Consider the following 12,669-nt stretch of genomic DNA (forward strand, 5'->3'; position numbering starts at 1 on the left):
GTAAGACCCCTTGAAGACGACGAGGTAGATAGGTTGGAGGTGGAAGCACAGCAATGTGTGGAGCTGACCAATACTAATCGGTCGAGGGCTTGACCTACAAACCTGTACGGTCGTGCAGGTTACATCGAAAGCATATGCTTAGGTTTTTTCCGACAGGAAAGGCCGCATCGAAAGCATATGACACCTATGCACCACAAGATCTTGGATGGATCGACTGCACGTTTCGCTGCTAGTTTTCAGGGAGCAACCTGAAAAGTTTGTTTATACATTGGAGAGATACCCAAGTGGCTCAAGGGGACCCTCTGCTAAGGGGTTAGACTGCGTAAGTGGTGCGAGGGTTCGAATCCCTCTCTCTCCGCCAGTTTTAAGGCGGCGTAGCTCAGCTGGCTAGAGCGTACGGTTCATACCCGTGAGGTCGGGGGTTCGAGCCCCTCCGCCGCTACCATAACAACTACATAAGGACGCTTAGCTCAGCTGGGAGAGCATCTGCCTTACAAGCAGAGGGTCGGCGGTTCGATCCCGTCAGCGTCCACCATACAATCTTATGCACGGAGCTGTGGTGTAGAGGCCTAACATGCCTGCCTGTCACGCAGGAGACCGCGGGTTCGAATCCCGTCAGCTCCGCCATTTTAGTTTGTATAACAATTTCATAGTATGGCTCGGTAGCTCAGTCGGTAGAGCAGAGGACTGAAAATCCTCGTGTCGGCGGTTCGATTCCGTCCCGAGCCACCACTTTTAGTCAAGTTGGTCCATAACGGCGCTTGGCAGTAATGTGGAGGCTTAGCGAAGTGGCCAAACGCAGCAGACTGTAAATCTGTTCTCTGACGAGTTCGGTGGTTCGAATCCATCAGCCTCCACCAGTTTTTCCAAGAGCCATTAGCTCAGTTGGTAGAGCACCTGACTTTTAATCAGGGTGTCGAAGGTTCGAGTCCTTCATGGCTCACATGCCATGTGAACAATTCTCTTCATATAAAAAGAGACCTTAACGGTCTCTTTTTTTGTTGTCTTTTTAGCTGGTAAACGGAAAAATGTCTTAAATCGCTGCATGAGTCCGACTCTCGCGACCTAGCCGTGCCGGAAAGTCCCTGATATTCGTTGGTGTGGAATTTGATTTTTTAGGGGACTCCCGGTGTTCAAGGTGAACGAAAAAGGTTTTCAGGGAGTAATTGAGTGTAGCTTCCGAGCTATTGAAGCCGCTCCAGTTTGTCGGCAACGGACTGGAGTTTTTGCTGCATGGATGCCGTTTTATCACGGCGGTCGTCTATCTTGATGGAGGTGGAGACACGTTGAGCGCCGTTTTCAAAGGGGCTTTCGTGTAGCTTAAGGATGACTTCCATGAGTTGATCCAGTGGGCCTTCGATGATGGTACTCATTGGAGTAAGCTCATAATGGAGAGGCTGGTTGTCCAGCACCTTTTGGAGATGAGCTACATATTCACTTAAGCTTGTAGAGCTTGTACCTATAGGAACAACCGTAATTTCTGCAATAGCCATTTAGTAGTGATCCTCCTTTGGTAGAGATAGCTTTGTCTTTAATTGTAATGGAAACGATGCCCGGTGGCTACTTGCTGCTTGGAAAAGGCGGAAGCGCTTGGGTTACCATCATTTTGGTGATTAAATGATTTCACTTACGATATAATCGACTGTTCGCGCTGCTAAAGCCATTACGGTGTTAGTGGGATTCACTCCGCTGGACGTGACGAATAGGCTCGCATCGCATACGAATAAATTCGGGATATCGTGCGTTTGCCCGAATGAATTTGTGACAGATCGCGAAGGATCGCTTCCCATCCGGCAGCCTCCCATCAGGTGGGCGGTATCTGGCACCACAAATTCGGGTGTTCCTCCCGCAGCCTGAAGAATAGATTTCATGTTTGAGACCGCATGCTCGATGAGCTTGGTGTCGTTTTCTCCGAAGCTGAAGGATACTTTGGCTCTGGGCAAACCGAAAGCGTCTTTCTCCCGGGATAACGTGACACAGTTATGCTCTTGAGGAAGGACTTCTCCGACCAGTGTCGCACGGCCGTAATAATTGTAGTCCAGCATAGCTTCGCGTAACGTGGCTCCCCATACAGAAAATTTGCCTGTTTTGACGATCCCTTGGGCGAAAGCGAGAGGCCGTGTGCCATGGGCATGCAGGGAATACCCGCGCGCAAAGCCGCGGCTCCGGTCGGATTCGTAAAACTCTTGAGTAGTAGCCAGCACAGGGGTCCCCTTGTACAGCCGCACTTCCTCCTCGAACTTGGCATACACGTCATGGCTGCTGTGCGTCATAAGTGCTTTGCCTACCCAGCCGCTGCTGTTGGCAAGCCCGTCCGGATGACGGCTATTCGCAGAATTCAGCAGCAATCGGGGTGTTTCGACCGCATAGGCCGATACGATCACGAGTTTGGCTTTTTGACGGTATTCGACCCCTTTTTTCATAAAAAGCACACCTGAAGCCCTTCCATCAGACCCTGTCTCGATCTGAGTGACCCTGCTATCGGTAAGCACAGTAGCACCTGCTTGTACAGCTTTGGGGATATGCTGAATGAGGGTGCTGAATTTGGCGTTAGGCATACAGCCCTGCTGGCAGAAACCGCGGTTAATGCAGGGAGGCCTGCCCTCAAAAGGCGCAGACAGAATCGCCAGGGGGGCCGTAACGGAGCGAATCCCCAAACTCTCACAGCCTCTTTGAAACAAATAGGCGTTAGGACTTAGAGGGTCCCGTTCCGGATAAGGGTAAGGCCCGCGGAAGTTTCCCCATGGAAAATGGCGGGGACCCGAAACCGCGATTTCTTTTTCGATCCGGGAGTAATACGGCTCCAAATCTTTATAGTGGATCGGCCAATCCTCGCCGACTCCGTCGATGGATCTTGTCTTGAAGTCGGATTCATGGAATCGCAAAAACACTCCGGTAAAATGCTGGGTGCCGCCGCCCACTCCCCAGCCCGAATTGTTGTGCCCCATGGTAAGAGGATGCTCTCCATCCACAAGACGGGTATCCTGCCAGCCCAGGCACTGCATGGACAGCTCGTCGCTCGCAAAATCCCTTTGGGGATCCCGCAGCGGTCCGGCTTCCACTACCACGACCTGCAGCCCGGCTTCGCTAAGCTCCTGTGCAAGCACACCGCCTGCCGCTCCCGCGCCGATAATGACCACATCAACGGTTTCCGATTGAGTGTTCCATTTCATCGTTCCGGTTTCGCCTCCCACGGATCAAAATGCCCCCGGTCTGCCCGGATGTAACCTCTTGGATAAGCAGGACCTGCGTACCCGATTTCGGACCAGATTTGGGGATGAGAATAGTAAGCTTCCACGGTCAACGCGAGCAGCCTGTTGAAGAAGGCTTTCTGCACGGCATCCGGCCAATCGCCCCTCAAGGGTAGGCGAACCTCGGCTACATTCGTGAGAAGCTCCTTCTGTTCCGCCGGAGACAGCTGTTGAAAGGGCTTCGCATGAAACCCGTGCGACATCGTCTCAAGCGCCTCCAGCCCTTTCCGGATTAATTCGGACTGAGGAGGAGTATCGGGTCCTCTCTGGCCTTCTTCCTTTTGCCCGCACAAAGTGTCATCTATATGCTCCAGCACGTAAGTCAGGATTTCGGACCTGTCGTCGTCGACAAGAAGAGAGCATACGCTTCTGAGCTGTTCCGCTTCTAACAGCGTTAAAAGGCGATATTCACGGCGCCGCCTCATACGGGAGCTGACGATAGACCGCGTGTGGGGATCCCAGTGGTTTTGCTCCTTCATGACATCGAAAGAAGGGTATTTCGGCATTTTTCTCATACAAGTCACCTTCCATAGACAGCGATTAACCCGAGGACACCGAGAGCCGAGTACAGCAGAGGCATCAGGACGGGAGGTCCGATAAGGAAATTGCGGAACGCATAAGACCCGACGCGTTTGCCCACTCCCCGGATGTGAAGGGACAGCCCGTATAAGCCCGTCAATACTCCCAGCCACATGCCCATATGAAAAAGATGGAGAAACCAGGGCCGGTTAAGGAGAACCGCGAGCAGCCCAACCAGAAAGTACAGCGGGGCGGTAATAACGGGAATCAGCATGACTTTGCGGTGAAAATTTTGCCGGTAATGGGACAAGGTCACTTGAGCCGCGATAAATAAATAAGCGAAAGCCGTAAACAAAATAACGGACCGGTCTAACGTCCAGGTGTTCCAGATCATCGTAGGGAATCTCCTTTGATTCGTTTTGAACATCCGCTTAAATGGTTGAGTTCTCTTCTTATTTTTTCCATAAAGGGAGGAGTTAACTCGCTTCTGACAAAATGTTCTCAAGGTTTTGAGCGGGTTAGTCGACCAAACCTTTACCAAACGGGGTAAGTATGGGCGGAATTCGATTGGGAGACGCTAACAGATGCGGTGAAAAAGCCATTTACCCATCGTCATCCGTAAGGGTAACGATAGGCAGGAGGAATCGAGCGTATGCACTATCTAATCCCTATGCTGACGAGCTTTATTCTGGTGGCGCTGCTGGTACCCGTTATGAAGCGGATCGCTGTAAAAGCAGGGTTTGTCGACCGGCCGTCTACCCGCAAAATTCATGCCGCTCCTATCCCCTTGCTCGGAGGAGTGGCGATTTACATCGCTTGCGCGGCGGCTATTTTACTGTTCAGCCGTAACGGCAATCTTTCCTATGCGGTGCTGATCGGCGGAACGGTCCTTATGCTGACCGGCTTGACGGACGACTGGTTTAAAACCCGGAGCAAGGACTTTCCCGTCTGGCCCAGGCTGATCATCTATATTGCGGTGTCCGCTGTGCCGCTTTTATTCGGCATTCAAATAATCGGGGTGTCGAATCTCCATTTCAGCGGCATGATTTTTTTCCCGGTCTGGCTTGTCTGGCTCGGCACGATGGCCTGGATTTTCGGGATCACCAATATGATCAATTTTATTGACGGGGTCGATGGTCTCGCCTCGGGGATCGTAACGATCGCTTCTTTGGCGCTGCTTGTGGCGGCCTTAGTCAAAAGGCAGGAGGATTCCGCATTGATTGCGGGCATTCTGGTCGGAGCCTGCCTGGCTTTTCTGGCGTTCAATTTTTATCCCGCCAAAATTTTTATGGGTGACGCCGGGGCGATTTTCCTGGGGTACACGATTGCGGTCGTTGCTGTGGACGGAGCTTTCAAAAGCGCGACTTTTATCTCCCTCCTGGTTCCTGTGCTGGCGCTGGGCGTTCCTATCCTGGATACGGTCATCGTGTTTACGAGAAGGCTCCTGAAAGGCGGAGGGCTGCACCGGGCCGATAAGCTTCATACTCATCACAGCCTGATGCAGTGGGGGCTGTCCCAAACTCAAACCGTTTCTTTCTTGTACCTGGTAGGCGCTCTGTTCTCCCTGCTTTCTATTATTGTGGTGCTCATGGGCGTATGAACCGCATCCCGCTCCCGAGGCTTATTAAAGCCATCTTTAAGTGAAACGCTTACCTTAGCTGTGTTACAATAATAGGAAGCACCATGGCAGCCTCGATATTACACAGATAGGGAGCTATGCGGATGGATTGGGAAAGGCTGAAAGAACAATTGGAATCGATCGGCAAAGGGCCGGTCCAACTGATTGCAAAGACGCCGGAAGAGTGGGAAGCCCTTACAAGAAACGCGGGGAAAAATAGCGGGGACAGGCAGGCCCTGAATAAGAGCAGCATGCTGATCGGCAAAGATGTTTATTTCCTGCTGGGCAGGGAAGGAAATCAAGTCCATGCTTTGTCTATACCTGCGGGGAACTTGGCCGGAGACGAACGTCATCTGGTCGAGTGGCTCATTGAATCCGCACAGCCGGAGAAAAGGCAAAGCGGCACTCTTCTGCTCGAAGAAGAGAAAAAGCTTTCCGCGCTCAGGGAATGGCTACTGCAGCATGCCGAAACCGACTCTCAAGCGGAGGTTCCCGACACGATTTCTTCCCAGGCCGGGCTTTATTCGACCAAAATACCTTTTCTCTTGTATGGAGATTATTCTTCCAACGTACGGGCGTCTTACCGGGAGCTGAAAAGGCTGCTGGAGACGTTTTTTGACGCGGAAATTATATTGATTCCATTGCTGGATAAAGAATGGCTGATTCTCGCGCCGGATTATCTGCTCACAGTAGGGCAGGAAGACAAGACGGACGCCCAGGAAGAGAGCACCGAGCAGATGCTCGACGCCCTGGCGTCAGGACTTCATGACATGCTGGCTACCGAATGGGTAGGAGAAAGCCACTTGGGAGTTCACTACCCTATCCAGCCTGCCCAGACGCTGCTGGCGGCTATGCTTTCTCTACGCTCGACGATTATGCTCGGCCGGTTATACAATGTGACGAACAACATTCACACGCCTTGGCATTTGCAAATGGAAAAGCTGCTTCATCCGATCCCCGATTCCGAGAAACATCAGTTTCTGGAGCATGTGCTGAAGGACTATTCCATGGATGCCGAGACGCAGTCCACGCTGGAGAGTTTTTTTGCGCTGGACTGCAACGTGAGCGAGACGGCCAAAAAGCTGTATATTCATCGCAACACGCTTTTATACCGGCTGGACAAGTTCAAAAACGAGACGGGGCTGGACGTAAGAACTTTCCACGACGCCGTCCTGGTAAAGCTGGCGCTCGTATTGTACAAAGTAACAAAAAGAAAGTGAGTTTTTTGTGAAGATTGTGCATAGTCAGTCTTCGGGCATTTAAGCTAAGATAAATGTACAGATTCCAAATTAAGAACATTCAAGAACCAGGGGGAATGAACTATGGCAGGCGTTCGTCTTAACCATATCGTAAAGAGGTACCCAGGCAACCAAGAAGCAACCGTTAAGGATTTCCATCTCGATATTCAAGATAAAGAGTTTCTCGTATTGGTAGGAGCATCCGGTTGCGGTAAATCCACAACTCTGCGGATGATTGCCGGTCTTGAAGAAATTTCCGAAGGCGAACTGTACATCGGCGACCGTCTCGTGAACGACGTGGCTCCTAAAGACCGCGACATCGCGATGGTATTCCAGTCCTACGCCCTGTACCCGCACATGAACGTGTACCAGAACATGGCGTTCGGCCTTAAACTCCGTAAATTCAAAAAAGCCGATATCGACGCACGCGTGCGTGAAGCGGCTAAAATTCTCGATATTGAACACCTTCTGGACCGCAAACCGAAAGCACTTTCCGGTGGTCAGCGTCAGCGTGTCGCCCTGGGCCGCGCAATCGTCCGTGAACCGCAAGTCTTCTTGATGGACGAACCGCTTTCCAACTTGGACGCTAAACTTCGTGTACAAATGCGTGCCGAAATTTCCAAACTTCACAAACGTCTCGGCGTAACGATCATCTACGTAACGCATGACCAAACCGAAGCTATGACAATGGGTAGCCGGATTGTCGTTATGGACAAAGGCATCATCCAACAGGCGGCTTCTCCGGAAGAGATCTACAACTTCCCGGTCAATATGTTCGTAGCGGGCTTCATCGGATCTCCTTCCATGAACTTCGTAAACGGCTCGCTGAGCGACCAAGGCGGAGAGCTTCACTTCAAAGCCAAAGGCGTAGACGTTGTTATTCCGCAAGGCAAAGCCCAAGTTCTTCGCGATAAAGGCTACGCCAGCAAAGAAGTTATTCTGGGCATTCGTCCTGAAGATATCCACGACGAGCCTGTGTTCCTCGAAGCTTCCGCTAAGACAGTGGTTAACGCTCTGATCGAAGTGTCCGAGAACCTGGGTCACGAAATGCAAGTTCACCTTGCCGGTATCGGCGAAGGTACAGTCGTGGCGCGTGTCGACGGCCGCTCCGGTCTTAAAGACGGCGCTAACGTGAAGCTTGCTCTGGACATGAACAAAGTTCACTTCTTCGATAAAGAAACAACGAACTCCATTCTTCTGAACTCGTAAGAATCATCAATTTAAAGCCAGTCCATCGTGACTGGCTTTTTTTGACGTATTAGGGAATGATGAGGCGGCCTGTGGGTATGCTGCAGAAGTTGCACCTCTGCAGCAGCATACCGGTTGGCCTGGCGGCAGGTTGATTTTCACCCGGCAGTTGAATTACGATGGAACTATTGGGAAAACAAAGGGGAATGAACGATGGGCAAAAAAGTGAGAGTGTCTGAGCTGGTTGAGCATTACAACCTGGAAGTCATTTGCGGCGAAGACGGGTTAAAGCGGACTGTAACGGTTGCCGATCTTTACCGGCCCGGTCTGGAAATGGCGGGCTACTTCAATTATCATCCGCAGGAACGCGTTCAACTGCTGGGACGCACCGAGATGTCCTTCTTCGAAACGCTGGATGAAACGGTCCGGCTGCATCGTGCCGAGCAGCTTTGTGCAAGCGAAGAGACGCCCTGCATTATCGTCACCCGCGGATTGGATATTCCGGCGGAATTGGTGGAGGAAGCGAAGAAGCACCAACTTCCGGTTCTCCGCAGCCAGGTGGCGACCACCATTCTGGCCAGCCGGCTGACCAACTTCCTCGAAAACAAGCTTGCTCCCTCCACTACTATTCATGGTGTACTGGTGGATGTGTACGGCGTTGGAATGCTTATTACGGGCGGCAGCGGAATCGGGAAAAGCGAGACGGCGCTCGAACTGGTCAAGCGCGGCCACCGTCTGGTAGCGGACGATGCCGTTGAAATCCGCCAGACAGCCGATTATATGCTGTACGGGAACGCTCCCGACCTGATCCGCCATTTGCTTGAAATCCGCGGCGTCGGCATTATTAACGTGATGACGCTGTTCGGTGCGGGAGCGGTGCGGAACGTCAAGAAAATATCCGTCGTTGCCCGGTTGGAAACTTGGCAGCAGGATAAGCAGTACGACCGCCTCGGACTGGACGAAGAAACGACCCGGATTATTGAAACGGATGTGCCGCTGATCACCATTCCCGTCCGTCCGGGAAGAAACTTGGCGGTCATCGTCGAAGTTGCGGCGATGAACTACAGGCTCAAGCGGATGGGCTTCAACGCGGCCCTGCAGTTCACCAACAAGCTGACGGAAACGCTGGCCGAAGATTTGGACGACATGGACTGAGAGCCGGTTCATACCCACACAGGTAAGGAATAGGAGGATATCGACCGTTTATGCTAAATCCAGTCGCTTTTAAGCTAGGCCCGATTTCCGTGCATTGGTACGGCATTATATTAGGCACAGCGGCCCTGATCGGGCTGCTGCTTGTCATCCGGGAGGGCAAGCGCTTTAAGCTGCAACCCGAATTTTTCATGGATCTGCTGCTGATCGGAGTTCCATCCGCCATTGTGGCCGCTCGTATTTATTATGTGGCCTTCCAATGGGAAAACTACAAAAACAATCTGGGCGAAATCATCGCCATTTGGCACGGGGGAATCGCCATATACGGCGCCCTGATCGGGGCCATTATCGCAGCGCTCATCTATGTCCGCCGCAAAGGTTACTCGTTTTGGCGGATCGCTGACATCTGCGCTCCGGGACTCATTGTCGGCCAAATGATCGGCCGCTGGGGTAACTTCGTGAACCAGGAGGCGCACGGCGGCCCGGTCAGCGAGTCTTTCCTGCGCAGCACGCTTCACCTGCCCGACTGGATCGTGAACCAGATGAACATCGAAGGCATTTTCTATCATCCCACTTTCCTGTATGAATCGGTATGGAATTTCGTCGGGCTGCTGCTGCTCTTCTGGCTGCGCCGCCGTCCGTTCCTCCGTGCGGGCGAGTTATTTATGAGCTATTTTATCTGGTATTCGCTGGGCCGCTTCTTCATCGAAGGCTTGCGTACGGACAGCCTCGATTTCACGGGACCGGCCTGGCTGGCTTCCCTGCTGAACGGGCTGTGGTCGCCGATGTCCCTGCTGTTCGGTGAAGCGGGTACGATGACTTATGGCGGCAACATCCGCATTTCCCAGCTTCTTGCCGTACTTATCATCATCGCGGCTATCATCATCATCGTCCTGCGCCGCCGTATGGGCTATGCGAAAACCAAGTACAGCGATCCGATCGAGAAAATCGGCGGGACACCGGCTTCGGCCAACACAAGCCATTGAAAACAGACAGAACTCTTGATAATAAGGAGCACAGCATGAAGCATACGGTATTGTTTGATTTGGACGGCACTATTCTGGACACCAACGAGCTCATTATCCAGTCGTTCCTGCATGCGCTGGAAGGGAAGACGCCCGAGCTGTTTACAAGAGACAACATCATTCCCCACATGGGGCGCCCTCTCATCGAGCAGCTCCAGTTTTTCAGCGGCCTGGATGAAGTAACGGATCTTTTGACTCTTTACCGGTCTTATAATCTTAAACACCACGACGAGCTGGTGAGACCTTTTCCTTATGTAAAAGAGGTATTGGCCAAGCTGCATGCCTACGGAGTCAAAATCGGCGTCGTAACCAGCAAAATCAGGCTGACAACCATGCTGGGCCTGGAGCTTTGCGAACTGCTGCCGTATATCCAAAGTATTGTGACCGTCGATGATGTTACGAACGCGAAGCCGGACCCGGAAGGAATCAGGAAGGCTCTCCATGAACTGGGCTCAACAGCGGAGGAATCCGTCATGGTGGGGGACAGCCATTACGATATCGAAGCGGCCAAAGCCGCAGGCGTTGAAGCCGTGGCGGTCAACTGGTCTCTTAAGGGCCAGGCCTACCTGGAACAGTACCATCCGGAGCATATGATCGCGGATATGCGCGAGCTGTATATGATTTTCGGGATTACGGAGGAAAGTGTTTGAGGAAAACCGACAGATATCCGGTCGACGGGCCTAACGCCTTATGGCAGATTTACCGGACGGTCAGCAAATGGAAAGCGGTCAAAAATTTCGTCTGGATACAAATCAGCCGCTACTGTCCCTCGCTTCCGATTAAAAATTGGATCTACCGTCGCATGTTGGGCATGGAGGTGGGAGAACACACCGCTTTCGCTTTGATGGTGATGGTGGATGTATTTTTTCCGGAAAAAATAAAGATCGGCCGCAACTCGATCATCGGGTACAACACCACCATTCTGGCTCACGAGTATTTGACCAAGGAGTATCGTCTGGGTGAAGTGCGGATCGGATCGAATGTGATGGTCGGGGCGAACACGACCATTCTGCCCGGTGTAACGATAGGGGATGGCGCCGTAATCGGTGCAGGATCTGTCGTCCACAAGGATGTGGAACCATACAGCTTCGTAGCGGGTAATCCGCTTCAGGTTATCCGGACGGGGACTCCCGATTCCGCAGAAGCCCGGACTTTCGGAGCGTCAGCGGAAATATTCGGACCGGAGTCGGCCTCCGGCAACAGCACCAATCCAAACAGTTCATCTTCTTAAGAAGATGAACTGTTTTTTTGTTTGAAGCGAAGAGGACATTGGCTGCAGAGAAACGAATGGGAATGAATCTGCAAATTGACGCCTCTGACATTCCGTGATAAACTAACGGATATCCTTCAATTTGGTAGTATGGTAGCGTACTAAAGCGTTTTGAAAATAGAGGTGTACCGGCAGGGCAAGGAGGAACATGAATGTCTAAACCGAAAGTGTTTGAAAAGCCTACGGGTTTTAAAGATTTGCTTCCGGAATCGGTAGCGAGAATCCGTGAGATCGAATTCAGCGTGCTGGATTGCATGGAACGGTGGGGCTACCGCCAAATCGTGACTCCGACGCTGGAATTTTACGATACGGTAGGGATGGCCAGCTCCATCGAAGACCGGAAACAGTTCAAGCTGCTGGACCGCAACGGGAAAACGCTTGTACTTCGTTCCGACATGACGGCCCCTATCGCACGGGTGGTCTCCTCTCTTCTGCGGGATGAGCCTCTTCCGCTCCGTCTCAGCTATCACGGGAATGTTTTCCGGGCGATGGAGGAAGAAGCCGGGCGGGATTCGGAGTTCTTGCAGACCGGTGTGGAGCTCGTAGGCGACCCGTCCGCGGAAGCGGATGCCGAAGTAGTGGCTTTGGCGATTGCTTCCTTACAGGCCGCAGGCGTAAAAGCGTTTAAGTTTGCCTTGGGGCATGTCGGGTTTTTACACGGCTTGTTCGGTGAAACGCTCAAAGACCATCCAGAAGCTCAGGAAGAGCTCAAGAGCTGCTTGCTCGCCAGGGACTACGTCGGTTACCGCACGGCCATCCGGCGTATGGGTGTGGACGAAGCCCGGCGCGGCGAACTGGAGAGCATCCTCCGGCTGCGCGGAGGCAAAGACATCTGCGAACAGGCACTCAGCGTCACTTCCGACCCGACGGCCCAAGCGGCCATCGCCCATCTGTGCGAGGTATGGAACGTTCTGGAGGCTTACGGAGTCAGCGAGCATGTGCTGATCGATCTGACGATGATCGGGAATTTTTCTTACTACACGGGTCTTACATTCGAAGGGTACGCGGCGGATCTCGGGTTCCCTCTGTGCAGCGGGGGCAGATACGACAATCTGCTCGCTCAGTTCGGACGTCCCGCACCGGCAACGGGCTTTGCCTTGAAGACGAACCGCATTCTGGAAGCGGCTGGAGATGCGGTCCGCAAGCAGCAGGAGCGGGTCCTGATCGTATACGGGGAATCCCGCCGCGGCGAAGCGCTGGGCAAAGCCCGGGAGCTGAGAACCCTTCCCGGAAAGGTCGTTGTGACACGCCACGCCGGCAATGGAACCGGGTCCTGTGCGTCGTGGGATCCGGCAGCTTTGCACGAACTGGGACAGGGCCGTTACCGGTACGAAGGGAACGTGTACTCGGACGTCCTGCTCTACCTGACGGATTAATTTTCAGCGTCCGAGTTGATAAATTCGCCGGC

The 12,669-nt window shown here is 52.8% G+C and carries 12 protein-coding genes, 7 tRNA genes and 1 rRNA gene; 16 read left to right on the forward strand and 4 right to left on the reverse strand.

The genetic code is table 11. The annotated features are described in order from the left end of the window. The 8 genes from ABH899_RS18135 to ABH899_RS18170 all read left to right on the forward strand — a co-directional run. A 23S ribosomal RNA gene (locus tag ABH899_RS18135) occupies window positions 1-97 on the forward strand; the annotation flags it as partial. Between the two features lie 173 nt (window positions 98-270). After that, window positions 271-361, forward strand: a tRNA-Ser gene (locus ABH899_RS18140). Window positions 362-368: 7 nt separating this feature from the next. Then, a tRNA-Met gene (locus ABH899_RS18145) sits at window positions 369-445 on the forward strand. Between the two features lie 14 nt (window positions 446-459). Then, window positions 460-535, forward strand: a tRNA-Val gene (locus tag ABH899_RS18150). A 15-nt stretch (window positions 536-550) separates the two neighbouring features. After that, a tRNA-Asp gene (locus tag ABH899_RS18155) sits at window positions 551-627 on the forward strand. A gap of 29 nt (window positions 628-656) precedes the next feature. Continuing rightward, window positions 657-732, forward strand: a tRNA-Phe gene (locus ABH899_RS18160). A gap of 42 nt (window positions 733-774) precedes the next feature. Continuing rightward, window positions 775-860, forward strand: a tRNA-Tyr gene (locus ABH899_RS18165). A gap of 10 nt (window positions 861-870) precedes the next feature. Further along, window positions 871-943, forward strand: a tRNA-Lys gene (locus tag ABH899_RS18170). Between the two features lie 241 nt (window positions 944-1,184). Here ABH899_RS18170 and ABH899_RS18175 read toward each other — a convergent pair. The 4 genes from ABH899_RS18175 to ABH899_RS18190 all read right to left on the reverse strand — a co-directional run bounded on the left by ABH899_RS18175 (window position 1,185) and on the right by ABH899_RS18190 (window position 4,164). Continuing rightward, window positions 1,185-1,493 carry an MTH1187 family thiamine-binding protein gene (locus ABH899_RS18175; protein WP_009676862.1) on the reverse strand — a complete coding sequence of 103 codons (309 nt, stop codon included), beginning with the start codon at window positions 1,491-1,493 and terminating at the stop codon, window positions 1,185-1,187. A gap of 120 nt (window positions 1,494-1,613) precedes the next feature. Beyond that, window positions 1,614-3,173, reverse strand: coding sequence for a GMC family oxidoreductase (locus ABH899_RS18180; RefSeq protein WP_369999077.1), 1,560 nt, complete (start codon window positions 3,171-3,173; stop codon window positions 1,614-1,616). Next, entirely contained in the window at window positions 3,170-3,766 is a 597-nt protein-coding gene (locus ABH899_RS18185; RefSeq protein ID WP_369999079.1) for a gluconate 2-dehydrogenase subunit 3 family protein, read from the reverse strand. The genes ABH899_RS18180 and ABH899_RS18185 overlap by 4 nt, the downstream gene beginning before the upstream one ends. A gap of 5 nt (window positions 3,767-3,771) precedes the next feature. Continuing rightward, entirely contained in the window at window positions 3,772-4,164 is a 393-nt protein-coding gene (locus tag ABH899_RS18190; protein ID WP_369999081.1) for a hypothetical protein, read from the reverse strand. Window positions 4,165-4,422: 258 nt separating this feature from the next. Between ABH899_RS18190 and ABH899_RS18195 the strand changes: the two genes are divergently transcribed. The 8 genes from ABH899_RS18195 to ABH899_RS18230 all read left to right on the forward strand — a co-directional run bounded on the left by ABH899_RS18195 (window position 4,423) and on the right by ABH899_RS18230 (window position 12,637). Next, entirely contained in the window at window positions 4,423-5,370 is a 948-nt protein-coding gene (locus tag ABH899_RS18195; RefSeq protein ID WP_009676849.1) for an MraY family glycosyltransferase, read from the forward strand. A 122-nt stretch (window positions 5,371-5,492) separates the two neighbouring features. After that, window positions 5,493-6,608: a PucR family transcriptional regulator gene (locus tag ABH899_RS18200; protein ID WP_369999083.1), complete on the forward strand. Its 1,116-nt coding sequence runs from the start codon at window positions 5,493-5,495 to the stop codon at window positions 6,606-6,608. A 102-nt stretch (window positions 6,609-6,710) separates the two neighbouring features. After that, window positions 6,711-7,835 carry an ABC transporter ATP-binding protein gene (locus tag ABH899_RS18205; protein ID WP_009676853.1) on the forward strand — a complete coding sequence of 375 codons (1,125 nt, stop codon included), beginning with the start codon at window positions 6,711-6,713 and terminating at the stop codon, window positions 7,833-7,835. A gap of 192 nt (window positions 7,836-8,027) precedes the next feature. Then, a complete protein-coding gene (gene hprK / locus ABH899_RS18210) occupies window positions 8,028-8,969 on the forward strand; it encodes an HPr(Ser) kinase/phosphatase (protein WP_009676857.1) in 942 nt (313 codons plus the stop codon). Between the two features lie 50 nt (window positions 8,970-9,019). Beyond that, complete coding sequence (gene lgt, locus ABH899_RS18215; RefSeq protein ID WP_369999086.1) at window positions 9,020-9,952, forward strand: prolipoprotein diacylglyceryl transferase; 933 nt, start codon at window positions 9,020-9,022, stop codon at window positions 9,950-9,952. 35 nt (window positions 9,953-9,987) lie between these two features. Next, entirely contained in the window at window positions 9,988-10,641 is a 654-nt protein-coding gene (gene ppaX / locus ABH899_RS18220) for a pyrophosphatase PpaX (protein WP_369999088.1), read from the forward strand. Continuing rightward, window positions 10,638-11,222 (forward strand): acyltransferase, encoded by a 585-nt coding sequence (locus ABH899_RS18225; RefSeq protein WP_369999090.1) that lies wholly within the window; start codon window positions 10,638-10,640, stop codon window positions 11,220-11,222. The genes ppaX and ABH899_RS18225 overlap by 4 nt, the downstream gene beginning before the upstream one ends. Before the next feature lie 191 nt (window positions 11,223-11,413). Then, a complete protein-coding gene (locus tag ABH899_RS18230; RefSeq protein WP_369999092.1) occupies window positions 11,414-12,637 on the forward strand; it encodes an ATP phosphoribosyltransferase regulatory subunit in 1,224 nt (407 codons plus the stop codon). Window positions 12,638-12,669: the final 32 nt, after the last annotated feature.

It is taken from the genome of Paenibacillus sp. RC84 (genome assembly GCF_041260495.1).
Classification (GTDB): Bacteria; Bacillota; Bacilli; order Paenibacillales; family NBRC-103111; genus Paenibacillus_F.